Below are 17,002 nucleotides of genomic sequence, written 5' to 3'. Positions count from 1 at the left end.
CCGCTACGGCGGGCCCTCACTGGTGTTCGTCGACGACGTCGGCCGGGGCCTTGTCCAGGCGCCAGCCGCGCCAGACGGGGTGGCGGAGCTTTCCGCTTCCGGTCCAGTCGCCGAAGGTGACCTCGCCGACCAGCCGCGCCGACACCCAGTGCGCGTCGGCGGCGTCTTCCGCCGGGACGTCCGCGAAGGGTGAGGTCTTCCGCGGGATGGCGTCGAGTTGCTGGCGCAGTTCCTTGAGTTCACGGGTGCTGAACCCGCTGCCGACGCGGCCCACGTAGCGGAGCTTTGAGCCCTCCGGGATGCCGAGCAACAACGAGCCGACCGAGTCGCGGCGCCCGCCGTTACCTGGCCGCCAGCCCCCCACGACCACTTCCTGGGTCTTTTCGAACTTGAGCTTGAGCCAGGACCGGCTGCGCTGGCCGACGTAGCGTCCGCCGGTGCGCTTGGCCATCACGCCCTCGAGGCCCAGTTCCTCCGCGCTTTCGAGGATGTGGCCGACGTCGGCGTCGATCACCTCGGAGAGGTCCACCGGGCAGGTGCCGTCCCCGGGGCGGTCCCCGAAGAAAGCTTCCAGACGGTTCCGCCGCTCCCTCAGGGGCCTGCGCCGAAGGTCCTCGCCGCCCTCCGTGAGCAGGTCGAAGAGGAGCAGGCGCACGGGGGTGGACGCCTGCGCCTTCGCGACGTCGGCGGCCTTGCTTAGTTTCATCCGCCCCTGCAGCAGCCCGAAGTCCGGCCGGCCCGTCGGGCCGACGGCGATGATCTCGCCGTCGGCGGCAAAATCCTGCGGCGGCCAGCAGGAGCGCTCCGTAAGCTCCGGGTAGCTGGCGGTCATGTCGTTGCCGTTGCGGCTGATCAGCCGGATCCGTTCGGCGTCGCCCAGGACCAGGGCCCGGATGCCGTCCCATTTCAATTCGAACTGCCAGTCGTTGTCCGCCAGGTCCGCCGGGGTCCCGGCGCTGGCCAGCATGGGCGAGAGCTCCGCCGGATCGGGGGCGGGCGGCGGCCCGGTGCCGTCTGCCGGGGTGCGGGCCGGGGAGTGCTCCTTTGCCGGGCCTTTGGCCGGCTGCGCAGTGTTGTCTGGCTCCGCAGCGGGCGTGTCCATGAGGTGGATGAGCCACTGATCGTTGGCCTGGCCGGTATGGATCAGCGCGAACCTCCGGGTGCCGCCCAGTCCGCCGCCCTCCTTGCCGGTAAGGGTGGCGATGACCTCCTTACCGGCTATCCACTTCTCGCACTCGTAGTGGCCGCGGTCCCAGATGCTGACGGTGCCGGCGCCGTACTGGCCCTTGGGGATTGTTCCTTCGAAGTCCGCGTAGTCCATCGGGTGGTCCTCGGTCTGGACCGCCAGATGGTTCTTGGCCTTGGTGACGGGCACTCCCTTGGGCAGCGCCCAGGACACCAGGACGCCGTCGCGCTCGAGGCGGAAGTCGTAGTGCAGCCGGCTGGCGTGGTGCTCCTGGATCACGAAGCTTTCCCGGAGCGTGCCGCCGTCGTTCCTGCTGCGGTGCTGTGCGGCCGTGAACGGCTCCGGCGTGGCGGCCGCGTCCCGCTTGGTCCGGTATTTTTCCAGCCGCGGGTCGGCATCGCCGCCGTCGTGTTCGGCGGGGTCCTGATCTTCGGCGCCGTGCGCGCCTGGCGCGCCGTGGTGCCCGCCGCCCGAGATGACCGCGAACGGGTCCTTGCCCGCCTTGACCCGCTTCATCACCTCCAGGTAGTCGAACTGGTGCAGCGAGGGTGAGCCGAGCTCCCGCCAGGTCCGCGGCGCCGCCACGGTGGGCCGGAGCCTGCCGCGCAGCGAGTAGGGCACGATGGTGGTTTTCGCGGCGCTGTTCTGGCTCCAGTCCACCAGCACCTTGCCTGTGCGGAGCGTCTTCTTCATGTCGCTGACCGCCAGATCGGGGTGGTCGGCCTCCAGCGCCCGGGCGAGTTCGTGGGCGAACTCCGAGACCTGGTCCGAGCTCTGCGTCCCGTCCAGCGCGGCGTAGAGGTGAATGCCCTTGCTGCCGCTGGTCACGGGCACGGGCTCCAGGCCGACGTCCTGCAGGATGCCGCGGGCGAGTTTGGCGACTTCCACGCATTCGGCGAGGCCGGCGCCGTCGCCCGGGTCGAGGTCCAGTACCAGCCGGTCCGGCGGCAGCGCGTTGCCGTGCGAATCCACCCGCCACTGCGGCACGTGGATCTCCAGTGCCGCGATCTGGGCCAGCCAGGTGAGCGTGGCCGGATCGTTCACCAGCGGATACTGGATGGTGCGCTCCTTGTGCGTGATGGAGGCGCGCGGCACCCAGCCCGGCGTGGAGTGGTCCAGGTTCTTTTGGAAGAACATCTCGCCCGGCTCGTCGGCGGTCCCCACGCCGTGGACCCAGCGCTTCCGGGTGGCCGGTCGGTTCGCGGCGGCCGGGATCAGCACGGGCGCCACCGCGGCGTAGTAGGCGAGTACGTCGGCTTTGGTGGTTCCGGTCTCCGGGTACATCACCTTGTCCAGGTTGGTCAGCACCAACTCCCGGCCGTCGACGCGGACGCGTTCCTTGCTGTCAGCCAAAACACTTCACCTCCTTGCGGCTCTGGTGTTCACTTGAGCCATGAGAGCCATCTGGAAAGGCGCGATAGCGTTCGGGCTGGTCAACGTGCCGGTCAAGGTCTACAGCGCGACCGAGGACCACGACATCAGCCTGCATCAGGTCCACAACGCCGACGGCGGCCGGATCCGCTACCAGCGCCGGTGTGAGGTCTGCAGCAAGATCATCGACTATGAGGACATCGACAAGGCCTACGAGGACGAAGGCCGCACGGTGATCCTCAGCCGCGAGGAGCTCAAGTCGATCCCCGCGGAAAACAGCCACGAGATCGAGGTGGTGCAGTTCGTCCCGGCCGAGCAGCTCGACCCGATGATGTTCGAGAAGAGCTATTACCTGGAACCGGACGCCAAGTCGCCCAAGGCTTACGTGCTGCTTCGCCGGGCCCTGGAGGACACCGACCGGGTGGCAATCGTCCAGTTCGCGCTGCGGGAAAAGACCCGACTGGGTGCGCTGCGCATCCGCGGCGACGTGCTGGTGCTGCAGGGGCTGCTGTGGGCCGACGAGGTGCGCGAGGCGGCCTTCCCTGCCCTCGAGACCAGCGTCCGGATCTCCGCCCAGGAACGGGAGATGTCCGCGGCCTTGGTGGACTCGATGGCTGCCGACTTCGAACCCGAGCAGTTCACGGATGACTACCAGCTGCAGTTGCGGCAGCTGATCGACGCAAAGATCGAGCAGGGCGAGTCGCTGGACACCGAGGAGACCTTTGGCGCTCCCGCGGCGGAAGCCGGCACCGGCGAGGTGATCGACCTGATGGACGCGCTGAAGCGCAGTATTGAGCGCAAGCGCGGGGCCGCTTCGGGTTCCGCCGCGGACGACGGCGGGGCCGCAGGTGGCGGGGCGGGCGGCAGCAAGGCCAAGGCTGCACCGGCTAAAACCACCCGGTCCAAGGCGGCCCCGAAGGCTGCCGCCGGCGGAACCGGCAGGGCGTCCAAGACGGCCGCCGAGAAATCCGCTGCGGCCAAGCCGGCGGCGTCGAAAACCGCCGCATCCAAGCCCGCCGCCTCGAAGACCTCCGCGTCGAAGACAGCTGCCGCGAAGGGAGCGGCGCGGAAGGGCGCCTGAGTCCGCGCCCGCGGAGCCAGCCCGCGTCCGCGGCGTCATCGGCCTAGGAATTCCGCAGAGCGGAGATCAGTTCGCTCTTTTTCTTCGCGGAGTAGCCCTTGAGGCCGATTTCCTTGGCCTTCTCGCGCAGTTGCGGGACTGTCCAGTCCTCGTAGTCGCCGGACCTGCCGCCCTTGCGGCCTACCGAGGACCGGCCGCGCTTGGCGGCGGCGTTGGAAATGCGGGCAGCCTTCTGCTTCGAGGCCCCGTCCTCCAGCAGCGCCTCATAGAGTTCCGGGTCCTTGATGCTCGGGCTTTCGGAACCCTGCGGTGCTCCCTTTTTCGTGGGCATGGCTACCGCGGCCCCCCGCCGGCCGGATCGGCCGGGTCGACGTCGGCAGGGTCCGCCGGGTCGGCGTCGTCGACCTCGCCGCGGTCCACGGAGGAGCGCCACTCCCCGGTTTCAATGCCCCGGGACTCGATGAACTCCTTGAAGCGGCCCAGGTCGGCGCTGACCTGGCGGCTGTCGGCGCCGAGCGCGGCGCCGGTCTTCTCCGCCACGCCCTCGGGCTCCCACTCGAGCTCGACGTTGACGCGGGTGCGCTCGGCGCCGAGGGATTCGAAGGTGACGGTGCCCGCGTTGCGTGGTTTGTCCGCGCTGACCCAGGCAATCCTGCGGTCCGGGGTCTGCTCCGTGATCTGGGCCAGGTACTCGCGCCGCACGCCGGCGATCTCGGTGCGGAACTGGAGCGAGGTCTCATCGACCTGTTCCACCGCCTCGACCCCCTTCATGAATTCCGGGAAGGTCTCGAACTGGGTCCACTGGTTGTAGGCCGTCGACACGGGGACGTCGACTTCGATGCTCTCCTGCACGCTTGCCACGGGTGGTCTCCTTTGGGCCGGGAACTGATCCTGGCGGCTGCCTGGGGCGGCGGCCACGATGTCCAAACTATCGACGCCCGCCGGGGAAGACAAGCATTTACTAAGTCCCCTTATGAAGTGGTCCGGAGCGGGTCCGGCCGGATACGACGGCGGCCCGGCACCACCCCGTWGGGTGCTGCCGGGCCGCCGCCCAACCTGGTGCTATTCGGCGTCGTGGTCCGTCTCAAGGATCTGGACGAGGCGGTCCAGGGCGGCGTCGGCGCCGTCGCCCTCGGCCCGCAACACCACAACCTCGCCGTGCGATGCGCCCAGGCTCATCAGGGACAGGATGCTGGCCGCGTCCATGGCCTCGTCCTCGGGTTCGCCGAGCCGGGCGATGGTGATTTCGAGATCGAACTCGCCTGCAGCCTCGGCAAAGATGGCGGCCGGGCGGGCATGCAGCCCGACGCGGCTGGCAATGGTGGCGTTACGTTCGGTCATTTTTGCTCCTTGAATTCAGCTTTGGGTTATCAGCTTGGGAAGGTCTGTTGTGGACCGGCTCAGACGGTTACGGGAACCGGTTCAACCGTATCAACGGTCTTCTTGACTGCCCAGCGCTTGAGTGCGATCACGGAAAGCGCGGTGACCACCGTGCCGACCGCGATTGCGACGACGAACATCAGGAAGTTGTCGATGGCGAAGAAGACGAAGATGCCGCCGTGCGGGGCTTTGGATCCGACGCCGGCTGCCATCGAAATGGCGCCGGTCACCGCGCCGCCCAGCATGCTGGCCGGGATGACGCGCAGCGGGTCGGCCGCGGCGAAGGGGATGGCACCTTCCGAGATGAAGGAGGCGCCCAGCAGCCAGGCCGCCTTTCCGTTTTCCTGTTCCGCGAGGCTGAAGAGCTTCTTGTTCAGGACCGTGGAAGCCAGGGCCATGGCCAGCGGCGGCACCATGCCGGAGGCCATCACGGCAGCCATGATCTGCCACGGAGCCTGGTTGTCCAGGGAAGCGGCGCCCAGGCCGGCGACGGCGAAGGAGTAGGCAACCTTGTTGACCGGGCCGCCGAGGTCGAAGCACATCATGAGGCCCAGGATCACGCCGAGGGCGATCGCGCCGGCGCCGGTCAGGCCGGAAAGCCAGGCGTTCAGGCCCTTGGTGATGGCGACGATCGGGCCGCCCAGGATCAGGAACATCAGGCCGGAGGCGACGATCGAGGCCAGCAGCGGGATGATCACCACCGGCATTAGGCCGCGCAGCCAGCGGGCCACCTGCAGGCGGCCGATCACGAGGGCGATGTAGCCGGCGAGCAGGCCGCCGACGATGCCACCGAGGAAGCCGGCACCCATGAACCCGGCCACGGCGCCGGCGACGAAGCCGGGAGCGATGCCGGGGCGGTCAGCGATTGCGTAGGCGATGTAGCCGGCCAGGGCCGGAACCAGGAAGCCCAGCGAGAGCGCGCCGATCTTGAACAGCACGGCGCCGAGGTAGGCGCCCAGCGGGCCCCAGGCATTGTCCGGGAACTCGGTGGGCAGGTTGAAGAGGCTGTTCTGGACAACGATCGTGTCCGCGTACTTGGTGATCAGGTATCCGCCCATGAGAAAGCCGAGGGCGATCAGCAGGCCGCCACCGGCCACGAACGGAATCATGTAGCTGACACCGGTGAGGAGTGCCTTCTTCAGCTTCTGGCCAATGTGCTCACCTTTTTCCTCCGCCTCGTGCTCGGCCTGCTCCTCCGCGCCGAAGTGCGGAACGCGCCGGGCGTGGGGGTTGTCCGCCGCGGCCAGGGCTTCCTGGACCATCTTGTCCGGCTCGTCGATGCCGCGCTTGACCGGGGCGTTGATGACCGGCTTGCCGGCGAAGCGCTCCTTGCCGCGGACATCGACGTCGACGGCGAAGATCACGGCGTCGGCGGCGGCGATCACAGCCGGGTCCAGGGCCTTGGCCCCGGACGAGCCCTGGGTTTCCACCTGCAGGTCCACGCCGACTTCCTTGGCGGCAGCGACGAGGGAGTCCGCGGCCATGTAGGTGTGGGCGATACCGGTGGGGCAGGCCGTGACGGCAACGAGCCGCTTGGTGCGGGGAGCCCCGGCGACTGCACCGGACGACGCGGCGGCACCGGAAGATGCGGCGGCGCTGGCCGCCGGTGCTGCGTCCACCGGAGCGGCCGCGGCGTGGCTGGCGGGCTTGTCCGCCAGCGCACCCTCGACCAGCTCCACGACTTCGGCCTCCGTGGTGGCGGCCCGCAGCGCGCCGGTGAAGTCCTTCTTGATCAGGGACCGGGCGAGCTTGGACAGGAGCTTGAGGTGCTCCTGGTCCGCGCCTTCCGGGGCCGCGATGAAGAAAATCAGGTCGGCCGGGCCGTCCTTGGCGCCGAAATCGACCGGCTGGGACAGCCGTGCCATGGCCAGTGTGGCCTCCGTGACCGCCGTCGAGCGGCAGTGCGGGATCGCGATGCCGCCGGGCACGCCGGTGGCGGTCTTGGACTCGCGGGCGAAGGCGTCCGTGAAGAGTCCTTCGACTTCGGTGGCGCGCCCGTTGGCCGCAACTCTGCCTGCCAGGTGCCGGATCACGTCCTCGGGCGAATTGCCCAGATTCTGGTCGAGCTCGACCAGTTCGGTAGTAATGAGCTGGGTCACTGTCAATCCTTTTTCAGGGCCGTGATGGTAACGGCGGCGGGGGTTGTTTGGTGCACTGCCGGGACGGTGGATCCGGGCAGGGAAGCCGCGGCGGCACCGTGGGCCACCGCTTGACGCAGGCAATCGGCCGGGGCGGCGCCCTGGCTGGCGGCGAGCAGGTAGCCGGCCAGCGCGGAATCTCCGGCGCCGACCGTGCTGACCGCCTTGACCGGCGGGTGCGTGGCCAGCCACGCGCCGTCGGCCGTCACAAGCACCGCACCCTTGGAACCGAGGGTGGCGAGTACAGCGCCCACTCCGGAAGCCACGACGGCGGCGGCGGCTGCCGCGGCAGCCTCCGGATCGCCCTCGAGCTCCTCGGCGGACTTATCCGTGGCGAATCCGGCTGCGGCAGCCAGTTCCGCCAGTTCCTCGGCATTGGGTTTGAGCAGGTCCGGTTTCCCCAGGGCATCCCCGGAGATCGCGGCGGCGAGCGGTTCGCCGGAGGAGTCGACGGCGATGAGGGGTACCTCGGTGCCGTCGTGCAGGGAACGCAGCCGCCGGGTAACGGTGGCGTAGAAGTCGGCCGGGACCCCSGGKGGGAGCGACCCGGCCAGGACCACCCAGCTGGCGCCGCGGGAGGAATCCAGCAGCAGCCCGATCAGGGCCTCCTGCTGCTCGCCGCTCAGCGCCGGGCCGGGCTCGTTGATCTTGGTGGTGACGCCGCTGGGCTCGGTGAGCGCCACGTTGCTGCGCAGCGACTCGCCGATGGGCAGTGCGGCGAACGGCACGTCATGGTCCCGCAGGCCGGCGAGCACCGGATCCGCAGCCGCGCCCGGGAGCACGGCAAGGGTTTGCAGGCCGGAGGCTACGAGGGCGCGGGAGACGTTGACTCCCTTGCCGCCGGACTCCTGCCGGACGGAGAGGGCTCGCTGGACCTCACCGCGGAGCAGCGGGCCGGGCAGCGCCACGGTGCGGTCCAGGCTGGGATTGGCTGTGAGGGTGACGATCATGCGACCACCACCTCCACTCCGGCGTCCGCGAGGGCTTCGGCGAGGGCCGGGCTGGGTTGCGTGTCTGTGATCACGGTGTCCAGATCTTTCAAGGAGGCGAACTGGACCAGCGTCTCGGCGTCCAGCTTGGAGGAATCAGCCAGCACCACAATGCGGCGCGCTGAATGGACGAAGGCGGCCTTGACGGCTGCTTCTTCAGGGTCGGGAGTGCTCAGCCCGAAGGCCGCGGAAATGCCGTTGGTGCCGATGAACGCGATGTCGGGCCGGATCCGCCGGGCGGCTTCCACGGTGGATTGGCCGACGGCGGCCTGCGTCAGGCCGCGGACCTTGCCGCCGAGCAGGTGCAGGGCGATGCCGGCTTCGCCGGAAAGCTTGGCCGCGATGGGCAGCGCGTGGGTGATGACCACGAGTTCCGTCTCGCCGGCTGTTCCGGCGGCTGTCCCCGCGCCGTTTCCCGCAGTGCGTGCGGCGAGCAGTTCTGCGAGGGCCTCGGTGGTGGAGCCGGCGTCGATCAGGATGCTGCCGGCACGGCCCTGGGGGATGAGGGCAAGGGCGGCCTCGGCGATCCGGGTCTTCTCCGTCGGCCGCTGCACCGTGCGCTCGAGGATGCTTTCTTCCGTTGTGCTGAAACGCTCCGGCGAGACGGCGCCGCCGTGGACCCGGCGGACAGTGCCGGCGATCTCAAGGGCGGCCAGGTCGCGGCGGACGGTTTCCGTGGTGATGCTGAATCGCTCGGCGAGGTCGGTGACGCTGGCCCGGCCGCTGGCGGCGACGAGCTCCACGATCAGTTGTTGGCGTTCCTCGGCGAACACGTGCCCTCCATTGCGACATTTACTTCGAGTGTTGCTATTTCCGGTGCTGCGGCTTCCGGCTTCCCCGGTGACCCCCATCACATGAAGTGGAATTGATTGACTTTATCTTTGTTCATGTGGCTTTGTCAACGAAAAACAACAAGAACGCAGAAGTGGGGTTTGTTGGGCCCGGGGACATGCCCGTTTCTGGTGCCTCGCAGGGGACATGCTCATTCCTCGCGGCGCGGTGGGGACATGCCCATTCCTCGGGGCGCCCAGCTACGGACATGCTCATTCCTCGTGGCGCAGCTTGGACATTTCGGGACTATGTCCACTCCCTGAGTCCGAGGAAGGGCAAGTCCGTTCGATGGGCCCAGGTTTTTGGTGTCCGGGCTCGGCTTGGCTGCGGGACATGCCCAGCCCTTGGGGCGCCCAGCTATGGACATGCTCATTCCTCGTGGCGCAGCTTGGACATTTCGGGACTATGTCCACTCCCTGCGGCCAGGGCGGGGCATGCCCATCCGGAGGGTCGAGAGTCGGGCATGTCCGCGGCAGGGCCGGGCCAAAAAATAGCCGCGAGGAGTTCGGCGGCTGCAGCTTAAACGCCGGACGCCGGGCCCGACCTGTGCGGTCCGGCCCGGCGTCCGGGTCAAGTTGGTGGCGCGTTGCTGCGCCCGGCGATCAGATCCCGGCGTCGCGGCTTTCATTCCGGGTGATGGTTTCGCCGGTGTTGGGATCGACGACGGAGCGGGTCTCACTGACGCGGCGGGTGCGGCTGCGGCCGGGGGAGGCCAGGACCAGGGACGCGATCAGCCCGATGACGCCGACCACCATGAGGATGTAGCCGATCATGGTCTGGTCCACATTGGGGATCAGGCCGGGCGTGACGGCCCAGGCGAGGATGGCGCCGATGGCGATGAGGAAGATGGAGGAACCGATTCTCATGACTTGCTCCTTGGTGTCCGGTGTGACCGATAGGTATTGCTAAGCATGCTGTCCAGCGTCACGCTACAGCCAGGTATGTGTCCTTTCAACGATTCCGGGGCCGCCCCGCCGGGAAATGCGCGCCGAAGCAGTCGAAACGAGCCCGCCGGTGCTATTGACGCGGCTTTCCGGACGACGGCGGCAATTCCGGACATACGCTGCGCGGATCCGGGATGCGTCTGTCCGAATCCGTAGCGGAATCCCCGGGCCGTAGCGGAATCCCCGGGTCGTAGCGCAATCCGTAGCGGACACCGGGGTTGGGAATCGAGCAAGCCCACCGCGATCGCTAGGCTGGCCCCATGAACACAGTCGTCTGGTCCAGGCCGGAGTCGGAGCGCGCCGGCACGCCGCTGCTGGTGATGCTGCATGGCTACGGCACGGACGAGACCCGGATGGCGAAACTCTTCCCTGGCCTGCCGCCGGCGTTCACCTGCGCAGCGCTGCGCGGGCCGAAGGTGATCGGCGACGACTACGGCTGGTTCCTGCTGGACTATTTCCTCACCCACGACTTCGCGGACGTCATCACCGCGACGAACTCTGTTTTCAGCTGGATCGACACGGTTCGGGGCCAGCACAGCAGTGTCAGCCTGCTGGGCTACTCCCAGGGCATGGCCATGGCAAGCACGCTGCTGCGGCTGCGGCCGGAAGCGTTCAAAGCCGTCGTCGGGCTGTCCGGTTTCGTGCTGGACAACGAGCTACTGGCCATGAGCGAGTCCTTCGACGCCCGGCCGCCGTTCTTCTGGGGGCGGGATAAGGCGGATCCTGTCATCAACGAGGACGCCACCGCGCACACCGAGGAGTGGCTCGAGCGGAACACCCAACTCACGGCCCGCAGCTACCCCGGAATGGGCCATGCGGTGTCCGCGGCCGAACTTGCCGACGTCGGCGCGTTCCTGCGCCACTACGTGCTGCGCTGAACCGTCCCGGCCCGCGGAACATATTCCATTCGGTGGAAAACGGTTGCCACTTGCGCGCTGAATTTATAAGCGTTTACAGTTTACTTTGGCCATTTTGATCGGCCCACTACTGCAGGGGGAAGAAAGGTCCAGGCCCGTGTCGCATGGCTAAGGCTCCACGCGTGACAATCCAGGACGTCGCAGCCCTCGCCGGGCTCTCCATTTGCACCGTTTCCCGTGCCCTCCGGCACCTCCCCAACGTGTCCGAAAACGCACAGGCCAAAGTCGCCGACGCGGCCGCCAAGCTCGGCTACAAGGCGTCCTCCGCTGCCTCCCGCCTGGCCGGCGGAACCACCGGCGCCGTGGCCATCGTCGTGCCTACCGCCACGGCGTGGTTCTTCGCCCGCGCTGTCGAGGCCGCCGAGGAAGTCCTCGCCGACAGCGGCTACGACACCGTCCTGATCAGCCTGCGGAACCGACCCAGTGTGCAGCGCAAGCTCTTCGGCGACCTGGCCGGGCTGGCCCAGCGGGTGGACGGGGTCCTGCTGCTGAACGTCGCGCTCGACGGCGACGAGGTGGCCGCCCTCGAAGCCTCGGGCCTCGCCGTCGCGAGCGTGGGCATGCACGGCGTCCCGTGGGACAACGTGGGAATCGACAACGAGGCCGCCGCCCGGCAGGCCACCGGCCACCTGCTTGGGCTGGGCCACTGGGACCTGGCGGTACTGGCCGGCCGGGAGCCGGAGGGCCGCTCGGTGAACACCGCCGACGCGCGTCGGCGCGGCTTCGAACAGGCCCTGGCCGAGCACGAGCTGACCGTCGACCCGGACCTCGTGCTCGACGCCGGATCCAGCATCGAGGGTGGACGCCGGGCCATGACGGAGCTGATCGAAAACCGCCGGAGGCCCTCCGCAGTGTTCGCCGGCTGCGACGAGACCGCGTTCGGTGCACTGATGGCACTGCGGGATCTCGGTTTGTCAGCGCCAAAAAACGTCTCCATCATTGGAATAGACGATCATCAGATGAGCTGGTTCCTCGGGCTGACCACTATTGCCCAGCCGGTCGCGGACCAGGGCGCGTTTGCCGCCAACCTGCTAATCGAAAGGCTGCACCGCTCGGGGCTTCCGAATCCCCCCGCCACCCACCTGCTGGAGACCAAGCTGGTCGAGCGCAGGAGCACCCGCCGCCGGCGCTGAGGCCGGCCAATGCCCCCAGACAAGTGCCCGTCCCGGCACGCCGTCCCGAGGGCCCACCAACTTTTTCGAAGACTTTCCCGCCACCGTCTGAAAGGACATACGCCCCATGACTGAGACCTCCAACAGCCACGGCAACGGCACCGACGTTTCCCAGGCCGGCATTTCCAACGCCGCCAGCGCGCCGGCCGACGTGCTCGCCGGCGCCTCCGCCATCCTCTTCGACCTCGACGGCGTCCTGACGCCCACCGCGGTGGTGCACGAGCGCGCCTGGCAGGAACTCTTCGACGGGTTCCTCAAGAGCGTCCCGGACGCCCCGGGCTACCGCGAGAGCGACTACTTCGACCACATCGACGGTAAGCCCCGCTTCGACGGGGTCCGCGACTTCCTGGCGTCACGGGACATCGTGCTGCCGGAAGGCCCGGCCGACGACGACCCGTCGCACGACACCGTGCACGGCCTCGGCAACCGCAAGAACAAGGTCTTCAACGACATTGTGGCCGCCGGCGGCGTGCGGCCTTTCGAGGGCTCCGTCCGCTTCATCGAGGTCGCGCTGAAGCGCGGACTCAAGCTCGCCGTCGTCTCCTCCTCCCGCAATGCCGTTCCGGTGCTCAAGGCGGCCGGGCTCTCGGACTACTTCCCGGTGGTAGTTGACGGCGTCGTCGCGGTGTCCGAGGGGCTGCCGGGCAAGCCCAGCCCGGCCACCTACGAGTACGCCGCGCGGCTGCTGGGCCTTCCCAGTGAAGAGTGCGTCGTCGTCGAAGACGCGGTCTCCGGTGTCCAGGCTGGAAGCGCGGGGAGCTTCCACTCGGTCATCGGCGTGGACCGCGGCGCGGGCCGGGAAACCCTGCTCGACGCCGGCGCCACGATCGTCGTCAACGATCTCGCCGAACTGCTCTAGCCCAGCGCCTCCATCATCACCCGCCCGCACAACCCTCACCGCCAAAAGGACCCCCACCATGGCTCTCATCACCTCGGACCGCGCCAGGTTCCCCAATGACCCCTGGCAGCTCGTGGAAACCGTCCACCTGCCGGGTAACGCCGGGACGCTAGAGACCCTCTTCAGCCTCGGCAACGGCCACCTCGGCATCCGCGGCGCCCACTGGGCAGCCGCCGACGCCGAACTCCCGGGCAGCTTCATCAACGGCTTCCACGAGATCTGGGACATCAAGCACGCGGAAAACGCGTACGGCTTCGCCCGCACCGGCCAGCGCATCCTCTACGTTCCGGATGCCAACAACTTCGCCGTGGTCATCGACGGCGAAATGCTCAGCCTTGAAGAATCCACGGTGCTGGACTACCGGCGGAGCGTGGACTTCGCCACCGGCGTCTACGAGTGCCGGATCGTCTGGCAGTGCCGCTCCGGCGCTACCGTGACCACCACGGAACGCCGTGCGGTGGGGTACCAGGCGCGCGGCGCCCTCGGCATCTCGCTGGAAGTCGCGGCCGACCGGGACATCTCCGCCGACGTGACCTCCGCCGTCGTGAACCGCCAGGACCAGCCGGTGGAAGACCACTCGGCGCACGACCCGCGCCGCGCCGGCCGGCACGCCGGGCGCGTGCTGCTCCCGGTAAGGCTCGACGGCGGCGACGGCTCGCTCCGGCTGTCCTGGGAAGCCGCAGAGTCCAAGCAGCGGCTCGGCATGGCCGTGGACCACTGGACCTCCGCCGGCGTCCAGCCGTTCGACACCCAGGTGGACCAGGACGACAGCAGCGTCCGCTACGTCCTCGCCGTCAGCGCGGAGGTTCCCTTCGTGCTCGAGAAAAGCGTCAGCTACGCGGTGGGGCGTGCCTCGGACGAGGACCTCGCCGAGACGGCCGAGGCGGCCCTGCTGCCGGTGAGCGAGATCTTCGCCCAGAGCGCGGCGCACTACCGCGACTACTGGACCACCAGCGACATTGTCATCGGCGGCCGGGCCGAGCTGCAGCAGGCCATCCGCTGGAACCTCTTCCAGCTGGCGCAGGCCACGGCGTGCGCGGACGTGGCCGGCATTCCGGCCAAGGGCGTCTCCGGCTCCGGCTACGACGGGCACTACTTCTGGGACCAGGAGGTGTACCTGCTGCCGTACCTGACCTACACCAGCCCCGGCAACGCCCGCCAGGTCCTGGAATTCCGCCACGAGCTGCTGCCCGAGGCAAGGGTCCGCGCGAAGGAGCTCAGCGTGGACGGCGCCCTCTTCCCGTGGCGCACCATCAACGGCCTCGAAGCCAGCGCGTACTACGCCGCCGGCACCGCGCAGTTCCACATCGCCGCCGCAATCGCCTTCGCCACCAACCGCTACCTCTGGGCCAGCGGCGACACCGGGTTCAAGGAAACCCAGGGCGCGGAGCTGCTGATCGAGACGGCTCGGATGTGGGCCTCGCTGGGCTTCTTCGGCAAGGACGGGCTGTTCCACATCCACGGCGTCACCGGCCCGGACGAGTACACCGCCGTCGTCAACGACAACCTGTACACCAACGTCATGGCCCGCTTTAACCTCCGTGCGGCCGCGGCGCTGGACCACCCGGGCATTGACGACGCCGAGCGGGAGGTCTGGGAGCAGGCCGCGAGCCGGATGCAGGTGCCCTACGACGAGGACCTGCAGGTCCACTCGCAGGACAACGACTTCATGACCCTGGAACCGTGGGATTGGGACACTCCGCGGTCAAAGTACCCGCTGCTGCTGAACTTCCACCCCTTGGTGATCTACCGGCACCAGGTCCTCAAACAGGCCGACACCGTCCTGGCGATGTTCCTGCAGTGGCAGGACTTCACCGCCGAGGAGAAGCGCCGCGCCTTCGACTTCTACGACCCGATCACCACCGGCGACTCCACCCTGTCCGCCTGTGTGCAGGGCATCATGGCGGCCGAGGTGGGCTACGGGGAAGCCGCGCTCAACCACTTCATCCACGCCCTCTACATCGACCTCGACGACACCCACGGGAACACGATCGACGGCGTGCACATCGCCTCGACGGGCGGAGTCTGGAGCTCGCTGGTCAGTGGCTTCGCCGGCCTCCGCGACCAGGGCGAGGTTCCGTACTTCGATCCGCGGCTGCCGGCGGAATGGGACTCCCTGTCCTTCCACCTGAAACTCCGCGGCGGGCTGCTGCACGTTGAGCTGGGCCATGAGGCGCTTCGGCTGACCGTCCGGGAGGGCACGCCGCTGGACGTCGACGTGCGCGGCGAACGGTTCACCGTGGGCAGCGATCCGGTGACCGTGCCGCTGCACGCCGTGGCGAGCCCGGAGCCAACGGTGTTCCCGGGCCCGGCGACGGCGTCGATCCCGGTGGTGCGCGCCGTCAACTGACGCTGACGCTGACGCTGGCGCGGCCGACCCGCGCCCGCATCCGTGTCCGTTTCGACGGTTCCCTGCGCGCTCGACGTCGCGAAGCGTCGTTTTGGCAGGGAACCGTCGAAATGGCGGGTGGAGTTGGGATCCGGAACCCTCGGCCGGAATACTCCCGGGGACGCCTCGGTTGGCGCCTAAGGGACCGATGCTGCCGGAACGGCACGCCGGCCCCGCGCAATGGGCGGGAACCGCCGTCGACGCCGTATCCGGCGCCACCGGCGGTCCGCGCCCGCACCGGCTCAACCCAGCCAGAAACGGAGATGGTGGACCAATGACTGCCTACAAGACAGTGAACCCCGCGACCGGAGAGACGGAAAAGGAATTCCCGCTCGCAACCAAGGAAGAAGTCGAGACGGCGCTCGCCGCCGCGCAGCAGGCTTTCCTCGAGTGGCGCAAGGCGCCCGTGGAGGAGCGCACCAAGGTCATCGCCCGGGTCGCCGAGCTGTACCGGGAACGCCAGGATGAACTGGCGCGCCTGATCGCCAAGGAGATGGGCAAGCCCGTGGTCGAGGCCCGCGGCGAGGTCAAGCTGGTCGCCTCGATTTACGACTACTACGCCACCGAGGGCCCGGAATTCCTCAAGGACGAGCCGCTGGAGGTCAAGGGCGGCGGCGACGCCCTGGTGCGCTCCACCCCGATCGGCCCCCTGCTGGGCATCATGCCGTGGAACTACCCCTACTACCAGGTGGCCCGTTTCGCCGCGCCCAACCTGGTTCTGGGCAACACCATCCTGCTCAAGCACGCCGGCAGCTGCCCGCAGTCGGCCCTTGCGATCGAGGAGATCTTCCACGACGCCGGCCTGCCGAAGGGCGCCTACACCAACCTGTTCCTGGACAACGACCAGGTGGCGGAGGTCATCGCGGACTCCCGCGTCCAGGGTGTCTCCCTGACCGGCAGCGAGCGGGCCGGTGCGGCCGTGGCCGAGGTGGCCGGGCGCAACCTCAAGAAATACGTCCTGGAGCTCGGCGGCAGCGACCCCTTCATCGTGCTCGACTCCGATGACCTGGACGCCACCGTCAAGGCCGCCGTCGGGGGCCGGATGGGGAACGCCGGCCAGGCCTGCACCGCGTCCAAGCGGTTCATCGTCCTCGAAGACCTCTACGAGCCGTTCGTGGAGAAGTTCACCGAGCGGATGGCCCGGATCAAGCCCGGCGATCCCCAGCAGGAAGACACCCGCTTCGGTCCGCTGTCCTCCCAGAGCGCCGCGGACGGCCTGGTCGAGCAGATCCAGGACGCCGTGGACAAGGGAGCCACCCTGCGCACCGGCGGCCACAAGGTGGACGGACCCGGCGCCTACGTGGAGCCCACCGTCCTCACCGACGTCACCCCCGAGATGCGCGCGTTCTCCGAGGAACTGTTCGGACCCGCCGCCGTCATCTACAAGGTGGCCAGCGTGGAGGAAGCAATCGACCTCGCCAACGGCTCGCCCTACGGCCTGGGCGGATCGGTATTCAGCGCCGATCCCGCGAAGGCCCAGGACGTCGCCGACCAGCTGGACACCGGCATGGTGTTCATCAACTCGGTCGCCCAGACCCAGGCGGACATGCCCTTCGGCGGCGTCAAGCGCTCCGGCGTCGGGCGTGAGCTGGGCCGGTTCGGGATGGACGAGTTCGTCAACAAGAAGCTGATCCGCACCCCGCGCTAAGCGGGACGGCGCTGGGCTCCCCGCGCCAAGCGGGACCGGCCCCGCCCGGAAACCCCGC

General features: G+C 68.6%; 14 protein-coding genes. 6 read left to right on the top strand and 8 right to left on the bottom strand.

The genetic code is table 11. From position 1 onward, the window contains the following. Window positions 1–16: 16 nt before the first annotated feature. Window positions 17–2,539 (bottom strand): ATP-dependent DNA ligase, encoded by a 2,523-nt coding sequence (locus tag AC1DK9_RS11850; protein ID WP_476861262.1) that lies wholly within the window; start codon window positions 2,537–2,539, stop codon window positions 17–19. 40 nt (window positions 2,540–2,579) lie between these two features. Here AC1DK9_RS11850 and ku point away from each other — a divergent pair, with 40 nt between their 5' ends. Beyond that, window positions 2,580–3,638, top strand: coding sequence for a non-homologous end joining protein Ku (gene ku / locus AC1DK9_RS11845; RefSeq protein WP_476861261.1), 1,059 nt, complete (start codon window positions 2,580–2,582; stop codon window positions 3,636–3,638). Window positions 3,639–3,681: 43 nt separating this feature from the next. On the opposite strand, the gene AC1DK9_RS11840 is transcribed toward ku, so the two are convergent. From AC1DK9_RS11840 to AC1DK9_RS11810, 7 genes are all read right to left on the bottom strand, one after another. Continuing rightward, entirely contained in the window at window positions 3,682–3,969 is a 288-nt protein-coding gene (locus AC1DK9_RS11840; RefSeq protein ID WP_476861260.1) for a DUF7218 family protein, read from the bottom strand. Between the two features lie 2 nt (window positions 3,970–3,971). Beyond that, window positions 3,972–4,499 carry an SRPBCC family protein gene (locus tag AC1DK9_RS11835; RefSeq protein ID WP_476916047.1) on the bottom strand — a complete coding sequence of 176 codons (528 nt, stop codon included), beginning with the start codon at window positions 4,497–4,499 and terminating at the stop codon, window positions 3,972–3,974. A gap of 201 nt (window positions 4,500–4,700) precedes the next feature. Next, window positions 4,701–4,979, bottom strand: coding sequence for an HPr family phosphocarrier protein (locus tag AC1DK9_RS11830; RefSeq protein ID WP_138767728.1), 279 nt, complete (start codon window positions 4,977–4,979; stop codon window positions 4,701–4,703). 59 nt (window positions 4,980–5,038) lie between these two features. After that, window positions 5,039–7,117 (bottom strand): PTS fructose transporter subunit IIABC, encoded by a 2,079-nt coding sequence (locus AC1DK9_RS11825; protein ID WP_476916046.1) that lies wholly within the window; start codon window positions 7,115–7,117, stop codon window positions 5,039–5,041. Window positions 7,118–7,119: 2 nt separating this feature from the next. Then, the gene (locus AC1DK9_RS11820; protein ID WP_476861257.1) at window positions 7,120–8,106 is read right to left on the bottom strand and encodes a 1-phosphofructokinase family hexose kinase; all 987 of its coding nucleotides are present in this window, start codon (window positions 8,104–8,106) and stop codon (window positions 7,120–7,122) included. Further along, the gene (locus tag AC1DK9_RS11815) at window positions 8,103–8,918 is read right to left on the bottom strand and encodes a DeoR/GlpR family DNA-binding transcription regulator (RefSeq protein WP_476916045.1); all 816 of its coding nucleotides are present in this window, start codon (window positions 8,916–8,918) and stop codon (window positions 8,103–8,105) included. Before AC1DK9_RS11815 ends, AC1DK9_RS11820 begins: the two co-directional genes overlap by 4 nt. 660 nt (window positions 8,919–9,578) lie before the next feature. Further along, on the bottom strand, window positions 9,579–9,842 hold the full coding sequence (locus AC1DK9_RS11810) for a DUF6458 family protein (protein WP_476861255.1): 264 nt from the start codon (window positions 9,840–9,842) through the stop codon (window positions 9,579–9,581). A gap of 338 nt (window positions 9,843–10,180) precedes the next feature. Between AC1DK9_RS11810 and AC1DK9_RS11805 the strand changes: the two genes are divergently transcribed. The 5 genes from AC1DK9_RS11805 (at window position 10,181) to AC1DK9_RS11785 (ending at window position 16,944) form a co-directional block, all read left to right on the top strand. Continuing rightward, entirely contained in the window at window positions 10,181–10,798 is a 618-nt protein-coding gene (locus tag AC1DK9_RS11805) for an alpha/beta hydrolase (RefSeq protein WP_476916044.1), read from the top strand. A 161-nt stretch (window positions 10,799–10,959) separates the two neighbouring features. Continuing rightward, entirely contained in the window at window positions 10,960–11,970 is a 1,011-nt protein-coding gene (locus tag AC1DK9_RS11800; protein ID WP_476861253.1) for a LacI family DNA-binding transcriptional regulator, read from the top strand. Window positions 11,971–12,076: 106 nt separating this feature from the next. Beyond that, window positions 12,077–12,868 (top strand): HAD family hydrolase, encoded by a 792-nt coding sequence (locus AC1DK9_RS11795; RefSeq protein ID WP_476916043.1) that lies wholly within the window; start codon window positions 12,077–12,079, stop codon window positions 12,866–12,868. Window positions 12,869–12,926: 58 nt separating this feature from the next. Continuing rightward, complete coding sequence (locus tag AC1DK9_RS11790; protein ID WP_476916042.1) at window positions 12,927–15,257, top strand: glycoside hydrolase family 65 protein; 2,331 nt, start codon at window positions 12,927–12,929, stop codon at window positions 15,255–15,257. Window positions 15,258–15,570: 313 nt separating this feature from the next. Continuing rightward, window positions 15,571–16,944, top strand: a complete 1,374-nt coding sequence (locus tag AC1DK9_RS11785) for an NAD-dependent succinate-semialdehyde dehydrogenase (RefSeq protein WP_476916041.1) — start codon at window positions 15,571–15,573, stop codon at window positions 16,942–16,944. The last annotated feature ends 58 nt before the right edge of the window (window positions 16,945–17,002 follow it).

The organism is Arthrobacter sp. 01T414 (assembly GCF_056398965.1).
This window is presented reverse-complemented; position numbering and strand designations above follow the sequence as displayed.